We start from the raw sequence: 17288 nt of genomic DNA on the forward strand, positions 1-17288 counted from the left end.
TTATGCCCTTTTTTTCTGTTTAACTATTATAAATTACAAGAATTGCCTTTGATCTTCTAATTACCTTTTTTTGAAACTTCTTCCCATCATCAATTCATTTTTATCAGTGAGTTTCGCAATTACCTAACATTTATACTAATAGTATATTTGTAAACAGGATTTTTGGACAATAAATTTTGTTATTATATTTTAATTCAATTATACAATATTTTTATCAAATTGGAATAAATAAAAAAACACTACTAAAAATTTATTTTAAATAGTGCTTTTTTAATTTATTTTAAAATTAAAGGCCATAATTTTGTGCTGTAAATACAGAAAATTATGGCCTTTAAATTAAATTTAAATGGATGTGATTTATCATGAATTATAACTAAAATTTAGTATATTGTGGTTCCTGTTGTTGAATGTATTTTTGTCTTCCATTAAGTGTTTGTAAAGATTCGTCTAGATTTTTTGCTATACTTTCAAAATCTTTTTTGGCATTTTCATCTTGAGTTTCAAGAGCAAATGTCTTCATAGTTGCAGCTGCGCTTTGAATTCCAGCTATTGCCTGCTGCATTTGAGTGCCAACTGTCATATTTATCACCTCCTTAACCTGTCTTTATTAATCTACCCTTTTGGGTTAAATAATATAGCACCAATAAATCCAAAAATTATAGCAGCAGATATACCAGCACTGGTGACCTCAAAAATTCCTGTTAGAACCCCTATTATTCCAAATTCTTTAGCTTCCATGATAGCTCCCTTTACCAATGCATTTCCAAAGCTGCTTATGGGTACAGAAGCACCTGCTCCGGCAAATTTTATAAGAGGATCATATAAACCCAATCCACCCAATATGGCTCCCAATACTACAAGGGTAGTTGTGGTATGGGCTGGGGTGAGTTTAAAAACATCCATCATGATTTGTCCTATTACACATATTAATCCGCCTACTACAAATGCCCAAAAAAATTTTTCCATATAAATAAATACACCTCTTTTCTATGCTTCTATGGATACACCATGGGCAACACAAGGTATACTTTCCTTTTGTTGATATGACATGGGAGACATAAGTGCTCCTGTAGCTACTACTAATATTTTACTTATTTTCTTTCTGCTCATCTGCTTTAAAAAATGGCCATAGGTTACTGTAGCAGAACAGGCACATCCGCTGGCACCTGAAAATACAGGCTGATCCTTTTTATACATTAAAATTCCGCAGTCCGTAAATACTCCCTGGGGAAATTCAAATCCATCTTTTTTGAGCATTTTTTTAGCTATTTCATGACCTATTTTGCCTAAATCCCCTGTAGCTACTATGTCATAATAGGAAGGATCTCTATTTAGATCCCTAAAATGTGCTTCTATTGTATCCACTGCAGCAGGTGCCATTGCAGCTCCCATATTGAAGGGATCGGAAATTCCCATATCAACTACTTTGCCTATAGTAGCCGAAGTGACTTTAGGTTTGTCATATCCCCTGCCAACCACTGCAGCACCGGCTCCGGTTACTGTCCACTGTGCTGTAGGAGGCTTCTGACCTCCATATTCTGTAGGGTACCTGAATTGTTTCTCTGCAGCTGCATTATGGCTTGAAGTTCCACATAGCACATATTCAGCCCCATTGCTGTCTATGATGAAGGAAGATATAGCCAATCCTTCCATAGAACTGGAACATGCTCCGAATATACCCAGGTAAGGAATTTTAAGAGTTCTGGCGGAAAAACTGCTGCTGGTTATCTGATTCATAAGATCTCCACTGATGAAAAAATTTATATCTTCTTTTTTGACTTTTGAATTTTTTATGGCCATGTTGCAGGCTTCTTCCAGTAATTTTTTTTCAGCTTTTTCAAAACTATCTTGACCAAGCCAAATATCTTCATGGAGCAAATCAAATTCTTGGGCCAATGCACCCTTTGCTTCAAAAGGTCCTCCTACGGCGGAGCACCCTAGTATGACTGGCTTGGATTGAAAGATCCACGATTGATGTCCCTGAATCATTTAAATCCCACCTAACCATTGAATAATTATTCTCACAATAGCCATTACAAATGCCGAAAAAACTCCAAAACTTATTACAGAACCTGCCAGTTTGAACATATTACCCCCTACTCCCAGCACAAATCCTTCACTTTTATGTTCTATGGCGCAGGAGGCAATGGAATTTGCAAACCCGGTGACAGGTATGGCTGTACCTGCTCCGGCCCACTGAGCAATGTGATCAAATATACCAAATCCTGTAAGGAGAACGGATACTATTATCAAAATTGCAGAGGTGGGATTTCCGGCAGTTGATTCAGTAAAATTAAAATATTTTATAAATATGAATTGAAGTGCCTGGCCTGTGGTGCATATTGTTCCTCCAACTAAAAACGCCTTCAGACAATTTGTAAAAACCTTTCTTTTTGTTTCATTTTCTTTTGCCAGCTTTTGATACTGTTGTTGAACGGGTGTCAGTTTCTTATTTTTTTTATCAGACATTTTATCACCTTCTATCCCAACAAGTAGGGTTTTAATTTTCCCAATATTTTTTTCAATATAAGTGAGTCTTTTTTGTAGATATTCTGCATATTTTTATCCTGGGTCTCAAGGCTAAAGGACATTAAATCCGCTTCTGCCTTTTCCAAACTGGCATAAAGCAGTTCTCTCACTTTTGACTGGGGAACTTCAATCATATCATCAAATAAGTCCACATAGAGTTCACCTTTTGAATTCACCTGACCTATGAATACATTGTCCAGAGATACTCCGAGAAGTTCCAATTGCTCGTTTAACCACCCCTGATTTAGTCCTAAATTGCTTAAAGATTCATTTATTACATTTCCATCCAATATTACAGTTTGAGATGCACCTTCAGGAGAGGTCTGTATTCCCAGATCTTTTGGAGTTACCGGCTTCTTGTCGGATTTTAGTATTACATTTATGTCTCCTGTAGATTCCATTATTGCAAATTCTACATCCGCTAGATTAAATACATTTTTGGAACGAAGTTCCCTGAGCAGATCTTCACCGCTGTATCTAATTTTACTCAGGTTTTCTTCCATGATTTTACCTTTTTTTACAATTAATATTTCTTTGCCATTTATTAAATTATACATAAATTTGCTTCTCATACACAGATAATCCAGTGCAATGGGGAATAATACCCATACAGCCAGGGCAAGTATTCCAAATACCCAGTTAGATATCACATTTACAGAGATAAGTGCAATGATAACAGCTATTACTATATAATTTATGAAATTAAAAGGAGTTATTTTTGCCCAGCGTTTCTTGCCGAGTATTCTTACACATAGCAGAGCTAAAAAAAACAATGCTGCGGATTTCAATAAAATTACAATCCAGATTTTCATATATATTATTCCTCCAAATCAATCGCCTTTATACTGGGGTTCTTCATATTCCAGAAATTTAATTCTTTTATCCAAATCATTAGTTATGACATCCACAGCTTCAAAAGCTTCTTTGTATACAGCACTGGCCTTTTTATCCTGTTCTTGAAGAGAGTATAACCGCAATGTACTTTTTGCTCCCTTTAAAGTAATCAATGTTTGTTTTACTTTAGATCCTACAGTCAATTTTTAAACCCTCCTCATATTTTATATTCTATTAAAAAAGTATAACTAAATCTTTTTATCTATCTTTACCTTATTTATACGAAATTATTACATATAACATCAATTTTTGAACAAAAAACAACTCCAACCTATCCACAGATAAGTTGGAGTCTGTACTTGAACATCCAGTGTTGTTTTAATTGACTACATGCTTTCTACAGTTTTATATATTATGTTCAATCCTTTTTCCAATTCTTCTTTTGAAATTATAAGAGGTGGAAGAAGTCTCACTACATTGTTTCTGCCTGCAGTTAATACAAGAAGACCATTTTCAAAAGCCTTTCTCTGTGCATCAGAAGCTTTCCCTTTTATTTCTATTCCTATCATCAATCCTACTCCACGAACTTCTTTTATATTTTTGAAAGATTTGTTTTTGAAAAATTCTTTTACAAATTTCCCCTTTTCAGCTACATTCTCTAAAAATTTTTTATCAGAAATTTGGTTTAATATTTCTATAGCTCCAGCTGCACAAACCGGGTTTCCTCCGAAAGTGGAACCATGATCTCCATAATTAAAAGTATTTTCCAGTTTTTTATTGCAGAGTATGGCACCAATTGGCAGGCCTCCTCCGAGAGCTTTGGCTACAGATATGATATCTGGATGTACGTCGTAATTATTGAATCCAAACAGCTTTCCTGTTCTTCCCAAACCACATTGAACTTCGTCGCATATAACCAAAATATCATTTTTCTCAGCTATCTCGAATACTTTGTTTACAAATTCTCTGCTCAATGGATTCACTCCACCTTCTCCTTGAATTGCCTCTATCATAATGGCACAAACACTGGAATCTACAGCTTTTTCTAAAGATTCCACAGTTATGTCGATATGTCTGAATCCCTCCGGAAAAGGATAAAAGTATTTATGGAGCTCATCTTCTCCTGTAGCTTCCAATGCAGCCATTGTTCTGCCGTGAAAACTTCTGTCCAGGGTGATTATGGTACTTCTCCCTTTGCCGTATTTATCGAAACTGTATTTTCTGGCAAGTTTTATAGCTCCTTCGTTGGTTTCTGTTCCTGAATTGCTAAAAAACACTTTGCTCATATTTGAAATTTCTGTAATTTTTTTAGCCAGCTCCAGGACAGGTACATTTAAGACTATATTTGATGTATGAACCAATTTTTTCAATTGTGCTTCTACGGCTGCAGTCCATTTTTCATTTCCATGCCCCAATGCCATAACGCCGATGCCTGAAGTAAAGTCTAAATATTCCTTGTCTGAAACATCATAGAGTTTGCATCCTTTTCCCTTTGTAAATACTACGGGAATATGATTGTAGGTGTTCATTAAATATTCCTTTGAATACTGTAAATAATCCATATGAATTCCATTGTACAGAAACTTGGCCATATGATCTCCGTACAATGGGTTCGCCCCCTTTTTATTATAAATTTTTATTTTATTAGAATTTAATAGATCATTGTTCCTATCCCTTTTTTTGAAAATAATTCTAAAAGAAGACAATGAGGAACTCGTCCATCAATAATATGGGCACTCTTGACCCCATATTTAACAGCTTCCACACAGGAATTTACTTTGGGTATCATCCCTCCTTTTATAATATTATTTTCGTACATATCAGGAACATCATCTAATTTTAATTCTGAGATCAATGTGGATGGATTTTCTATATCCGTCATTACTCCGGGAACATCCGTAAGAAGTATTAAATTTTGTGCATTTAATGCTGCCGCAATTCTATAAGTACAGGTGTCTGCATTTATATTGTATAACTTGCCGCTGTTATCTCTGGCTACACTGCTTATTACGGGAATATATCCATTTTGTATGGAATTATTGATGATTTCGGTATTTATATTTACTATTTCTCCCACATTTCCCAAATCTGCTTTAAATGTAGCTTTTCGTGCTTCAATCATATTTCCATCTATTCCGCATAATCCTATGGACTTTCCTCCATAACTCTGGATTAAATTTACTAAATCCTTGTTGATTTTCCCGCATAGCACCATTTGAACTATATCCATGGTTTCATCATCTGTATACCTCAACCCGTCGATAAAAATGCTCTTTTTATTGAGTCTTTTTAGGTGAGAGGAGATAAAAGGGCCTCCGCCGTGAACAACCACTATGTTTATTCCAACACATTTCATGAGTACCAGATCATTTATTACATATTTTTTAAGCTCTTCATCTTTCATTACACTGCCGCCGTATTTGACAACTATGGTTTTACCCCTGTATTTTTGAATATAGGGCAGTGATTCTGCTAAAACTTTTGCCACATCATTATAATTCATTATTTGATTATGCACCCCCTTCTTTAAAATCGTCAACTTTTATGACATATAACTTCCGTTTATTTTCACGTATCCGTAGGTTAAATCACATCCCCAGCAGCATACATTATAATTACCCAGGTTAAAATTCAAAATTATACTCACCTCGTCTTCTGATAATATATCAGATGCTTCATCAGCTGAAAATTCCACAGGTTCTCCATTTTTAAACACCAATATGTCTCCTTTTGAACTCTCCAGGGATACCTGAAGTTTATCTATATCGAAATCTGCTCCCGAGTATCCCACTGCGTCCAGTATTCTTCCCCAATTTGCGCTGCATCCAAAAAATGCAGTTTTGACCAGGTTGGAGCATATCACCGATTTCCCAAAAATTTCACCGTCCTTTTCACTGGGTACATTTAAGACTCTGCATTCAATAAGTTTTGTAGCACCTTCTCCATCTTTTGCAATCATTTTTGCAATTTCTATATTTAATTTTTTAAGTGCTTCTAAAAATATTTTATAGTTCTCATCTTCTTTTTCTATTATATCATTGCCAGAAAGTCCATTTGCCATAATCAGTACCATGTCATTGGTAGATGTATCTCCGTCTACGGAAATTCTATTATAGCTTATTCTGACACTTTCCTTTAAAGCTTTTTCAAGAAGTTTACCGCTTATATTCACATCTGTGGTAATAAAAGAAAGCATAGTACCCATATTGGGATGTATCATTCCAGAGCCCTTTGCCATGACACCTATGACAGCCGGCTTTCCCTGGATTTTAAATTCCACGGCCAGAGTTTTAGGAACAGTATCCGTAGTCATTATGGCTCTAGATGCATCCTTATAGCCATCTTTGTTCAATTTTTTTACTAAAGATGGAATGGAATTTTCTATGGAATCAATATCCAATTTTACCCCTATTATGCCTGTAGAAGCCACAAGCACATCCTCTTCTCCAATGTTTGATGCTTTTGCCACAAAGCTGCACATTTTCTCTGCATCCTCAATGCCTACCTTACCTGTACAGGTATTTGCATTGCCACTATTTGCGATTACAGCCTGTGCAGTTTTATTTTTTAAATGTTTCCTGGTAACCAGAAGTGGAGCACCTTTCACCTTGTTTCTAGTGTAAACTCCCGCAGAATTACAGAGACTGGTGGACATTATAAGAGCTAAATCTTTCGAATCATTATTTTTAATACCACAGCTGACTCCTGAAGATATAAAGCCTTTTGGTGAAGTTACACCTCCATCTGTAAATTTTAAATCCATTTTAATAACCTCCTGTAGTTAAATTAAAAAACAGCCGGTAAAGCGGCAAGTCCCTCTTTTTCTGAAAAACCTAAAACAATATTCATATTTTGAATTCCCTGTCCTGCTGAACCTTTCATCATATTGTCTAAACAAGATATAATTATCAGTTTATTATTTTCCTCATCATAATGCAAGGATATATGACAGTAGTTTGAAAGCCTTACATTATTTATTTTCGATACTTCTCCTAGGGGAAGTACTTTTACAAAATACTCATTTTTATAGAATTCACGATATTTCTCGTGTACTCTCTCCAAATCTATTGCTTTTTTGGGAGTCGCATAAATTGTAGATAAAATTCCTCTATTTATCGGAAGCAGATGGGGGATAAATGTCAGCTTCACATTTTTTTTAGATACACTGCTTAAAGTTTCTTCTATCTCCGGGGTATGTCTATGATTTGCCACTTTATAGGCAGTAAAGCTCTCATTACAATTTACAAAGTGACTGCTTTCTGTAAGATTTTTTCCTGAACCGGTCACTCCTGATTTGCAATCAGCAATTATACCTTCTTCTTCTATCAAACCTTCTGAAATAAGCGGTAAAAGGGCAAGTTCTACTGATGTAGCATAACAGCCTGGATTACCTATAACCTGTGCTTTTCGTATATGTTCTCTATTGAGTTCGGGAAGGCCATATACAGATTGTTCATGCAGCTTATGCTTTAAAAAAGTTTTTCCATACCATTTTTTGTATAAAGCTTCATTTTTAAACCTGAAATCTGCTCCCATGTCAATACATATTTTATTTTTATAAACTGCATTTTCAACAATAGATTGGCTGAGTCCGCTGGGAAGTGCAATAAATATTAAATCACTTTTTTCCACAACTTCCTGCTGGCTTTCACATGCAATTTCCTGAAGACCGTAAAATCCAGGATATATGCTGGATATGGATTTTCCATTGTACTGTACGGAAGATACGCCGGATATTTTGACTTTGCTGTGATTTGATAAAAGTCTTATGAGTTCTGCCCCCACATAACCTGTTCCTCCAATAATTCCTGCTTGTATCAAATTTATCTACCCCCTTTATAGGTATTGTTATAAAGTTTATACAGGCATTAATTTCCTGTATATTATTTTAAACATGTAGTTATTATAAAACTTTATGAATAAATATTCAATATATTTTATAAAAATTCTTCAATTGGTAATATACAATTTATACACTAAACATTCAAAGCTTTTGCATAAATATTAGCTTTTAAAATCTGCTGAAGTCGCATTACTTCTACGTAAATTAAGCATATAAAATTAGAATTGCATGATTTATTTTATTATAAATATGCAATGGTTTATATATATCATTATATTGAAATTTAAGTATTTTCTGTCTTATAAACAAAACTTATTTGAAGCTGCAGGAATGTTTGGGTTAGTAGGAATAATAGGAGCTTTAGCTGCTTCTGTTGTACGAAGAATAGCTGATAAAAAAAGCCCCCGATTTACCTTATCTATAGCTATTGTAATCTCTGCCTTGTCATATGTTTGTTTTTTACTTTTCGGATACCAAATGTGGGGACTAATTATTGGAGTAGTCTTACTTGATTTAGGTATTCAATCCGGTCAAATTTCAAATCAAGCTCGTATTAATGCTTTGGATGCCGCAGCTCGTAATCGTAATAATGCCGTATACATGACTTTTTATTTTTGTGGTGGAGCTTTGGGTTCGTTTCTGGGAACATTTTTCTGGGGATTTTGGGGATGGACTGGAGTATGTGTTGTGGGAATAATCTTTCAAATAGTCGCAGCTGCAATTCATTTTTCAGGTATAAAACATAGATCAAGTGATTCTTAGGCTCAGGTGGAGTTTTCTAATAAGGAATACTTTTCTCCACCTGAACCTTATTAACAGTATTCTTAGTGTCTTTAGCACTTAGAATACGTTATCCTTACAAAAAAGTACTGCAAAACTATTTTCAAAGTAGTTTTACAGTACTTTTTCCATTATTTTATTCTCTAATTATTCACATACTTTATCGGGATTTAGTATATTTTTAGGATCAAAAGCAAGCTTTATATTTTTCATAAGCTGCATATACTCCTTTCCATATTGGCGGGATATATACTTTTTCTTGGCATAGCCTATGCCGTGTTCTCCCGAAACGGCACCGTGCAATTCTTCTGATTTCTTATACATACAGTCAAATACGTCACTTAATTTTTTGCTCCATTCTTCATCCGAAAGATCATCTTTTAAAATATATACATGTAGGTTTCCATCTCCTGCATGACCAAAGCTCCTTATTCTTATATTAAACTGTTTCTGAAGTTCGTCGGTATACTTTATGAATTCAGCCACCTTGTTTCTTGGAACAACCACATCGCACTCATCCATATCTGTAGTAGTGGCCTTGACAGCTTCAAGAAATGCTCCCCTGGCAGACCAAACTGATTCTTTTCTTTCATCCGTATCTGAAATATAGACGTCAAGGGCCCCTTCCTGAAGACATATTTCAGCTACTTTTTCGTAATCGGCTTCTATCTGTTTCTTGCTGTTTCCATCAAAAGTGAGAAGCAGATATGCATCTGAGGAATTATCAGGAAATTTCTTACCCAGGAATTCTTCCGCCGCAAGTATGACCTCCCTCTGCATAAATTCTATAGCAGTTGGTATGGATTTTGATTTTATTATCTTGGGTACTGTGCTTATAGCTCTATTGAGATCAGGGAACGGTACAAGCAGGCTTATGGACTGTTTTGGAAGCGGAAGAAGCTTCAATATTATCTTTGTAATTATCCCGAGAGTTCCCTCCGAACCGCATATCAAATCCTTTATGCTGTAGCCAGAACTGTTTTTAACTATTTTCCCTCCCAGTTCTATTATATTTCCATTGGGAAGTACTACTTCAAGACCTCTTACATAATCTCTTGTAACACCATATTTAACGGCTCTCATTCCCCCGGCATTTGTGCTTACATTTCCACCGATGGTAGCTGATTTTTCACCTGGATCCGGTGGATAAAATAGATCGTGACTTTCCACGAATTTTGCTATATCCATGAGAAGCACACCTGGTTCCAGTGTCAAAGTGAGATTTTCCTCATCCAATTCAATTATATTGTTCATCTTAGTCAGATTTATCATTATGCCTCCTTCTATTGGCACCGAGGATCCGACTAAACCGGTTCCTGAACCTCTTGCTACTACCGGTATATTGTTTTTGTATGCATAGGACATTATTTTTGAAACTTCATCTGCATTTTCAACTTCTACCATCGCATCAGGATACTTGCTGACTCCGCCTAATTCATCATGGCTGTAATCATCATTTATATTTTCACCGGTAAAAACTCTGTCTTCACCGAGTAAATCTACAAGGAATTTTATATCATTGTTATCTAATTTTTTATATTTTTCAATACACATTTCCATGTTTTTTCCTCCAAACTAAACTTAAAAATTTGAAATTCACCTTCAATTTACGCTAATTGATACAGGTCTTTTTTGCTTTTAATGTTCTCTATAAGTTTTGGTATAATCTCATATATGTCCCCCACAATACCATAGTGAGCTACATTGAATATAGATGCTTTAGGATCCTTGTTTATTGCAATAATAAGGTCAGAATTGTTCATGCCGGCTACAAACTGTACTGAGCCCGATATACCGCAGGTTATTATGAGCTTTGGTTTTACTGTTCTTCCACTTAAACCTATTTGTCTTTTGGAATCTATCCATCCTGCTTCTATAAGCGGCCTTGTGCAAGCTACTTGTCCTCCAAGCAGATCGGCCAGTTCATATGCCATTTCCAGATCCTTCTCATTTTTAAATGCTCTGCCTACTGCAACTATTATATCTGCTTCTGATATTTCCTTTTCAACTTCTTTTTTAGTTACCTTTAATACTTTTATTCCGGATTTAAATTTTTTCTTATCCATTTCCTGGACAGTTATTTTTCCTGAAGTACTTTCGGATCTTTCTGGTGCATTCATAACTTTATATCTTACTGTAGCCAATTGAGGCCTATGATTTGGATTTAATATCTGTGCCATTATATTACCGCCAAAAGCAGGTCTTATCTGAACAAGGTCTGTGTTTTTTTTCATATCCAATATTGTACAGTCTGCAGTAAGTCCGGTCTTGAATCTAGCGGCAACTCTGGGTGCCAGTGATCTTCCAACGGTAGTGGCTCCTACAAGAAGAGTTGAAGGCTTGATTTTATTTATGAAATCCTCCATAGCTGCAGTATAAGGTTCTATTATAAAATCTTTAAGCTCCTCATAATCATATACAAAAACTTCATCCACTCCATAATGAAGTATTTCCTTGGCCTTGTCTTTTATATTATATCCTACGAATACAGCATATACCGGATAATCCTCACTTATTTTGGCAGCCAGTTCTTTAGCTTTTCCTATGAGTTCATAAGTTACAGGATGGATATTTCCCTCTACATGATCCACATAGACAGCTATTCCCTTCCACAGGCTCTTGTCTATTTCTTCAACTTTATCCTCTACAAACTCTACTACTCCTTCCGGTCCTTTTTTCACACACAATTTACACATCTTACAAGCTGCATTTATCTCCAAGCTGCCTTCTTTGCTCTCCATTGCTCCAAAAGGGCATATACCCACTAATTCCTCTATAATTGCAGGAGTAAGTTTTTCTTTGTTTATTACCAATTTACCCATTTTCCATTCCTCCTAATATTTATATGAATTTACATTCCTTAAGTTTTTTAGTCAATTTATCCGCCAATTCTTCGCCAGTTCCATTCCATATTTCCTTATCCGTGTTCACTTCAGGTGGAAATATCCTCTCTACCTGGGTTGGCGAACCATTGAGACCATATCTGTTTTCATTTTTATCTTCAAAATCCTTAAGGCTTAATATTTTCACTTCCCTGTCTTTTGTCGCCAGCTTTTTCTTGTAGGATGGAAGTCTTGGCTGAAAGATATCTTTTTCCACGGTTAAAAGGCACGGAAATTTTATCTCTGATATCTCTATAGTATTGGGCATATCCATTTTGACTACCATTGAGTTATCTTTTACTTCTTCAATACTTAGTACATTAGCTATGTGGGGTATTCCCAAATTTTCCGCCATTTCAGGGCCTACCTGTGCTGTATCTCCATCTGTAGTCTGTTTGCCGCAGAGAACAAGATCTATGTGACCCATTGCTTTTATTCCCTGAGATATGGTATAGGAAGTGGCCAGTACATCAGCTCCTGCAAATTTTCTGTCTGACAGAAGTACTCCTTCATCTGCCCCCATCATATAGGCTTCTTTTATTACATCAGCAGCCTGAGGTGGCCCCATACTTATTACCTTTACTACTCCTCCATGTTTTTCTTTAAGTCTCAGTGCAGTTTCCAATGCAAATAGATCATAGGGATTCATTTTAGAATCTATTCCCTCTCTTTTTAATACCCCGGTTACAGGATCCACTTCAACTTTAGAAGTTCCAGGTACCTGTTTTATACATACTAATATATCCATTTAAACTACCTCCAAAATTTATATAAATTTAAAATCATTTGATTATTTAGCTTACAATTACGGCAACTCCATCCGGTACAACAGCTACTTTTGCGTCTTTTCCAACAATATCATAGGCTCTGCCTAGAGCTTCTTCAACGGTGTATGCATGCTGCATGTGCATGTTTTTTATAATCTGTGGATCGCACATGTCGGTAACCATGATAACAGTACATTTGCTGAGTATTCTGGCCAGTATTTGGGATTCCCACTGATCAGGCACTGTTTCTCCTCTTGGCACCTTTGAAACTTTTTTTAAAAATTCTTCAGGAGATTTTACCTCCGACAAACTCTTGTAAAAGCCTTCACCACCATGTCCGTCATTACAGGCAGCAACCATTATTATTACGCCGCCTTTCCTGCAGGTTGCCTCTGCTGCAGTCATCCCTTTAACTGACTGATATATATTTTGATCCAGTGGATAACCTCCATTTGTGGAAATGGCGATATCTGATTGCACTGCATCTACTTTAGACAACTCCAGTACAAATTTACAGCCTTCTTCATGTGCTAATTTACTGTGACCTGCAAAAGCATTTATTATTTTTTTATTTCCATCTATGACCACGTTTACTATAAAGGCCAATTTTGCTTTTTCAGCCGCATACAGCATGTCTTTATGAATTGGATTATTTCTTAATTTCCCTGTTCTGGCATAAGGGCTTGCTATAAATTCTGAGCAGTGGTTGGCCATGATAGTTTTAGTAGAAGCTATTCCGGGAAGTATACTTTTTCTTCCTCCTGAAAAACCCGCAAAGAAATGTGATTCTATGAATCCCTCTGCAATTAAAAGTTCAGTTTCTACTGCTGCTTTATTTATTATGAGTTCACCTCCTGAAGGAAGTGTTCCTATTTTAACTAGACTGCTGCTGTCACGGGAATCATGTACTATTATATTTTCATTTTTAACTATTTCTTCACCAAACTTACCTATAAGCTCTTCTCTCGTTGTAGGTCTGTGAAAACCTGTGGCAATTAAAATTTTTATATCGATTTCAGGATTGACGGCCCTTATTCTTCTTAAAAGTATGGGCATTATGATTTTGCTTGGAACTGGTCTTGTATGATCACTGCTTATAATGACCATATTTTTTTTATTTTTAACCAATTCTTCTAATTTAGGAGATCCTATTGGGTTATCAAGTGCATTTTCAACTATTTCGGATTCTGTAAGTTTTGTTTTATAGCTTTCTGCCTTTGATTCAAGTACAGCCGACAAATTCTTGTCATCAATTTGAATTCCCAACTTTTTTTTATTATAAGGTAACTTTATTAATGTCATATTTAATCATCCTTTCCATCACTATTTTATTTAAATTGAGTAACTCCATGTGAAATCAGAGTTAGCTAAATCCAAATAAAGGTCCTGCAAAATAGGCAATGAGCCCCAATATAATTACATACACTACGCAAAATTTCAGAGTAGCATTTAATATTTTCCCTTCTTGTCCAGCAAGCCCCGTAGCTGCTGTAGCAACTGCTATACTCTGAGGCGATATCATCTTTCCTGCGGTAGCTCCTCCGGTATTTGCGGCAGCAAGCCAGAATTCATTTAGATGAAGGGATCTGGCGACTTCTACCTGAAGACCTCCAAATAATACATTTGCAGATGTATCACTTCCTGTTACGAAGGTTCCCAGTGCACCTATGATAGGAGCAATCAGAGGGTAAAATCCTCCTGTAGCTGCCACCAAAACCACTGATATGGATTTTATCATTCCACTGTAACCCATTACTTTTGCCAGTGCCACTATGGCAATTATAGTTATGGACGATTTAGCCATCTGCTTAATAGTATTGCCTAAAACCTTCGATATTTCAATGAATTTGGCACCCTGGATAAGCCCTCCTATAAAAGTTGCTATTATAATAAGTGTACCTGGAGTTGATATCCAATTAAATACATAAGGTGATGCACCTTCTCCTGTGTAAATGGGTACTGATGTCTTTATTGCAGAAAGTGCTTTGTTTATAGGTGGGAACAGTGCACTGCTCAATATTACAAATATAAAGACCAATATAAATGGCAGCCAGGCCAATACTCCTTCCTTGAAGGAAACCTTTTCAGCATTTTCATCAGCAGTATTCTTGTAAAATATTTTAGCCACAGCTATTGTAACTACCATACAGACTACTGAACCAAGTATTGCAGGAAGTTCTGCACCTAAATATTTTGATGCCAACACTTCAGGAACTGCAAAGGAAATGCCAGATGCAAGGGATATTCCCCAAAAACCCTTTATGGCTTTTACACTTCTACCCGTAAGCATTACAAGTATCACAGGTACAATTACAATCAGAACTGCCAATTGAAGCCCAACAGCATAACTGAGTTGTGTTACATCGATGTTGGCAACCTTTGCAAGAGTTGTTACAGGAATTCCTATAGCTCCAAAAGCAGTAGGAGTTGTGTTTGCAATAAGACATATGATAGCTGCAAATACTGGATTAAATCCAAGACCTGCCATTATGCTTGCAGGTATGGCAACTGCAGTTCCAAATCCTGCTATAGCTTCCATAAATCCACCAAAAGCCCAGGCTAAGATAAGCACTAGTATCCTGTTATCCGTGGTTATACCTGTCATCATCTTTTTGATTACATCCATACTCTTGGTGTAAACGGTAAGATTATAGGTAAATACAGCTGCTATTATTACAATTAAAATAGGCCATACAGCAAGGGCGACTCCCTCAAAAGTTGCAGTAACAGCATTTAAAACCGGCATTTTCCATATTAATACTGCCAATAGTATAGTAACAGCCAATGTGAAAGGACAAGTTTTATGTCCAGGCATTTTCAAAGCGCTCAATGAAACCATGAGCCATACTATTGGTATCAATGCTATGAAAAAAAGTAAGTAAACATTCAATATTATTCCCTCCCCCAAAAATCTAAACGTGGTAGTACATGTTATGGTATTATGGTATTACCACTTATATAATTATGTTATCATACTCACCAAAATTTTTCTATAATTGTTATTTGATTAACATTTAATCGATTTCAAACATAAGACAGTTCGCATTGTATAAACAACGTTTACATTAGCTAACTTAAAAAAATTTGTGCTCATATTTTAATTTAGCCAAAAAAAATTGTGTATAATAGTTAATAAATTAACTATTATACACAAAATACCATTTTTATAATATTAATAAATAATACCATATTTACATATTTTTTTTGATATACGCATTGGTAAAATCCAGATGTCTGTTCATTTCTCTTGAAGCCATTTCAGGATCGTGGGATTTAAGTGCCTGGTATATTCTGATGTGCTGTTCTGCAAGGGCCTTTAAATTCTCATGATTTACCAGTATTTTCTTTCTGGCACCTTTTAAAAAGGAGTCCATTAGAGAAGACATGGCATTTAGAATATTTATTATCAAAAAATTTCCTGCAGCCTGTGCAATTTCATAGTGAAATTGTTTATCAAATTTTGCATTGACATTCTCATCTTCAGAAATCTTAAAGGCATCCGACAATTTCCTTAAGCTCTCCAATTGTTCTTCATTTATCTTTACTGCTGCCACAGAGGCAGTTTCCACTTCTATAAGTTTTCTTACTTCCATTATTTCTTCTGGATTTCCTCCTTGAAGCATAAACATTATGGAAAGAGGCTGGAACAAACTCTCATCAAAATTTAGTCTTATAAAATTACCCTCGCCCTGTTTGCTTTCTATTAACCCCATTACTTGAAGAGCTCTCAAGGCCTCCCTTATGGAAGTTCTGCTTACCTGCAGCCGTTCCACCAGTTCTCTTTCAGAGGGAAGCTTATCTCCTTTTTTGAGTGTACCGTCCATAATCATATTTTCAATTTGTTCTATTACCTGTTCATATACCTTCATACTCTTTATAGGAGTAAAAATCAATTCTTTCATCTCCTTCTTCAAGTGCCCGTAATATATTTATATTACAATATTTGATATTCATTTTAAAGTCTTTTATATGGAATTTGCAAAAACATCATTCCATTTGGTATATATATCAAATAAACTTACTACATCCTGTTCATTGTAAAGCAGTATTTTTTCTTTTTTTATACTTGGCATCCTATTTATATATTCGCTATCTTTTACTATTTTACTGAAAGTTTTAGCTAAATTCGATCCACTTATAACTTCACTTTCTCTTGTAATACCAAATTCCTTTTCCAATGTCTTCAGTCCTATGGATTTGTGAATTTCATTTTCATATTGTTTCTGCAAATCTATACTTATAAAATAATCCTGAATATTAAATTCCATATTGTATTTTTTAAAAAGATAGTTTATTACCGTAAAATCGTTGTTACCCGAAAAAGTAACTATATATTTTTTACCCTGTTCAATCATATTTTTAAAATATTGTTTTGAAAGTTTAAGTATGGATTTTACATCCCTTTTATTCTCTATCATGTATTGGGTTACCTTTAGAAGTTCATTTTTATAATCATAAAAACAGCATCCGAATACACCTATGCATATGGGTTTTTTGTATATATAATGCTCCAGATCGAAAAAAACAGCATCCTTAAAAATACATTTATTGTTATCTACTTTTAAAGAATTCTCTACCAATGGCTTTTCTACATCAATATCATTAACTCTTTCTATCACTTTACCACTCTTTTCTAACTATTCTAAATCATAT

The 17288-nt window shown here is 35.3% G+C and carries 18 protein-coding genes; 1 reads left to right on the top strand and 17 read right to left on the bottom strand.

The window, feature by feature from the left end:
• Positions 1-373: 373 nt before the first annotated feature.
• From CLLU_RS15235 to argC, 10 genes are all read right to left on the bottom strand, one after another.
• On the bottom strand, positions 374-580 hold the full coding sequence (locus CLLU_RS15235; protein WP_106010633.1) for a DUF1657 domain-containing protein: 207 nt from the start codon (positions 578-580) through the stop codon (positions 374-376).
• Between the two features lie 32 nt (positions 581-612).
• A complete protein-coding gene (gene spoVAE / locus CLLU_RS15240; RefSeq protein WP_106010634.1) occupies positions 613-966 on the bottom strand; it encodes a stage V sporulation protein AE in 354 nt (117 codons plus the stop codon).
• Positions 967-987: 21 nt separating this feature from the next.
• Positions 988-1989 (bottom strand): stage V sporulation protein AD, encoded by a 1002-nt coding sequence (gene spoVAD / locus CLLU_RS15245; RefSeq protein ID WP_106010635.1) that lies wholly within the window; start codon positions 1987-1989, stop codon positions 988-990.
• A complete protein-coding gene (spoVAC, locus tag CLLU_RS15250) occupies positions 1990-2469 on the bottom strand; it encodes a stage V sporulation protein AC (RefSeq protein ID WP_106010636.1) in 480 nt (159 codons plus the stop codon).
• Between the two features lie 11 nt (positions 2470-2480).
• A complete protein-coding gene (locus CLLU_RS15255) occupies positions 2481-3341 on the bottom strand; it encodes a DUF421 domain-containing protein (RefSeq protein WP_106010637.1) in 861 nt (286 codons plus the stop codon).
• 18 nt (positions 3342-3359) lie between these two features.
• Positions 3360-3566 carry a DUF1657 domain-containing protein gene (locus CLLU_RS15260; protein WP_106010638.1) on the bottom strand — a complete coding sequence of 69 codons (207 nt, stop codon included), beginning with the start codon at positions 3564-3566 and terminating at the stop codon, positions 3360-3362.
• Positions 3567-3749: 183 nt separating this feature from the next.
• Complete coding sequence (locus CLLU_RS15265) at positions 3750-4925, bottom strand: aspartate aminotransferase family protein (RefSeq protein WP_106010648.1); 1176 nt, start codon at positions 4923-4925, stop codon at positions 3750-3752.
• 89 nt (positions 4926-5014) lie between these two features.
• Positions 5015-5866, bottom strand: a complete 852-nt coding sequence (gene argB, locus CLLU_RS15270; protein WP_106010639.1) for an acetylglutamate kinase — start codon at positions 5864-5866, stop codon at positions 5015-5017.
• A 39-nt stretch (positions 5867-5905) separates the two neighbouring features.
• Positions 5906-7126, bottom strand: a complete 1221-nt coding sequence (gene argJ, locus CLLU_RS15275) for a bifunctional glutamate N-acetyltransferase/amino-acid acetyltransferase ArgJ (RefSeq protein WP_106010640.1) — start codon at positions 7124-7126, stop codon at positions 5906-5908.
• Between the two features lie 23 nt (positions 7127-7149).
• Entirely contained in the window at positions 7150-8184 is a 1035-nt protein-coding gene (gene argC, locus CLLU_RS15280) for an N-acetyl-gamma-glutamyl-phosphate reductase (protein WP_106010641.1), read from the bottom strand.
• Between the two features lie 250 nt (positions 8185-8434).
• On the opposite strand from argC, the gene CLLU_RS15285 reads away from it, so the two are divergent.
• A complete protein-coding gene (locus tag CLLU_RS15285; protein WP_276329479.1) occupies positions 8435-8968 on the top strand; it encodes an MFS transporter in 534 nt (177 codons plus the stop codon).
• A 165-nt stretch (positions 8969-9133) separates the two neighbouring features.
• Here the strand turns inward: CLLU_RS15285 and CLLU_RS15290 are convergent, their stop codons facing one another.
• The 7 genes from CLLU_RS15290 to CLLU_RS15320 all read right to left on the bottom strand — a co-directional run bounded on the left by CLLU_RS15290 (position 9134) and on the right by CLLU_RS15320 (position 17254).
• A complete protein-coding gene (locus CLLU_RS15290; RefSeq protein WP_106010642.1) occupies positions 9134-10546 on the bottom strand; it encodes an FAD-binding oxidoreductase in 1413 nt (470 codons plus the stop codon).
• Positions 10547-10593: 47 nt separating this feature from the next.
• Complete coding sequence (locus CLLU_RS15295) at positions 10594-11808, bottom strand: electron transfer flavoprotein subunit alpha (RefSeq protein ID WP_106010643.1); 1215 nt, start codon at positions 11806-11808, stop codon at positions 10594-10596.
• A 19-nt stretch (positions 11809-11827) separates the two neighbouring features.
• A complete protein-coding gene (locus tag CLLU_RS15300) occupies positions 11828-12616 on the bottom strand; it encodes an electron transfer flavoprotein subunit beta/FixA family protein (protein ID WP_106010644.1) in 789 nt (262 codons plus the stop codon).
• A gap of 46 nt (positions 12617-12662) precedes the next feature.
• On the bottom strand, positions 12663-13937 hold the full coding sequence (gene larA, locus CLLU_RS15305) for a nickel-dependent lactate racemase (protein WP_106010645.1): 1275 nt from the start codon (positions 13935-13937) through the stop codon (positions 12663-12665).
• A 61-nt stretch (positions 13938-13998) separates the two neighbouring features.
• On the bottom strand, positions 13999-15525 hold the full coding sequence (locus tag CLLU_RS15310; protein ID WP_106010646.1) for an L-lactate permease: 1527 nt from the start codon (positions 15523-15525) through the stop codon (positions 13999-14001).
• 301 nt (positions 15526-15826) lie between these two features.
• On the bottom strand, positions 15827-16525 hold the full coding sequence (locus CLLU_RS15315; RefSeq protein ID WP_106010649.1) for a FadR/GntR family transcriptional regulator: 699 nt from the start codon (positions 16523-16525) through the stop codon (positions 15827-15829).
• Between the two features lie 75 nt (positions 16526-16600).
• On the bottom strand, positions 16601-17254 hold the full coding sequence (locus CLLU_RS15320) for a ribonuclease H-like domain-containing protein (RefSeq protein WP_106010647.1): 654 nt from the start codon (positions 17252-17254) through the stop codon (positions 16601-16603).
• Between the last annotated feature and the right edge of the window lie 34 nt (positions 17255-17288).

Source organism: Clostridium luticellarii, assembly GCF_002995845.1.
Lineage (GTDB): Bacteria > Bacillota > Clostridia > Clostridiales > Clostridiaceae > Clostridium_B > Clostridium_B luticellarii.

What these genes read in the sequence shown, in the direction of transcription:
- spoVAD (WP_106010635.1), bottom strand. Translation starts at nt 1,989, where the DNA reads ATGATTCAGGGACATCAATCGTGGATCTTTCAATCCAAGCCAGTCATA.
- larA (WP_106010645.1), bottom strand. Translation starts at nt 13,937, where the DNA reads ATGACATTAATAAAGTTACCTTATAATAAAAAAAAGTTGGGAATTCAA.
- CLLU_RS15290 (WP_106010642.1), bottom strand. Translation starts at nt 10,546, where the DNA reads ATGGAAATGTGTATTGAAAAATATAAAAAATTAGATAACAATGATATA.
- CLLU_RS15285 (WP_276329479.1), top strand. Translation starts at nt 8,435, where the DNA reads ATGATTTATTTTATTATAAATATGCAATGGTTTATATATATCATTATA.
- CLLU_RS15235 (WP_106010633.1), bottom strand. Translation starts at nt 580, where the DNA reads ATGACAGTTGGCACTCAAATGCAGCAGGCAATAGCTGGAATTCAAAGC.
- CLLU_RS15265 (WP_106010648.1), bottom strand. Translation starts at nt 4,925, where the DNA reads ATGGATTATTTACAGTATTCAAAGGAATATTTAATGAACACCTACAAT.
- CLLU_RS15295 (WP_106010643.1), bottom strand. Translation starts at nt 11,808, where the DNA reads ATGGGTAAATTGGTAATAAACAAAGAAAAACTTACTCCTGCAATTATA.
- argJ (WP_106010640.1), bottom strand. Translation starts at nt 7,126, where the DNA reads ATGGATTTAAAATTTACAGATGGAGGTGTAACTTCACCAAAAGGCTTT.
- CLLU_RS15300 (WP_106010644.1), bottom strand. Translation starts at nt 12,616, where the DNA reads ATGGATATATTAGTATGTATAAAACAGGTACCTGGAACTTCTAAAGTT.
- spoVAE (WP_106010634.1), bottom strand. Translation starts at nt 966, where the DNA reads ATGGAAAAATTTTTTTGGGCATTTGTAGTAGGCGGATTAATATGTGTA.
- CLLU_RS15255 (WP_106010637.1), bottom strand. Translation starts at nt 3,341, where the DNA reads ATGAAAATCTGGATTGTAATTTTATTGAAATCCGCAGCATTGTTTTTT.
- spoVAC (WP_106010636.1), bottom strand. Translation starts at nt 2,469, where the DNA reads ATGTCTGATAAAAAAAATAAGAAACTGACACCCGTTCAACAACAGTAT.
- argB (WP_106010639.1), bottom strand. Translation starts at nt 5,866, where the DNA reads ATGAATTATAATGATGTGGCAAAAGTTTTAGCAGAATCACTGCCCTAT.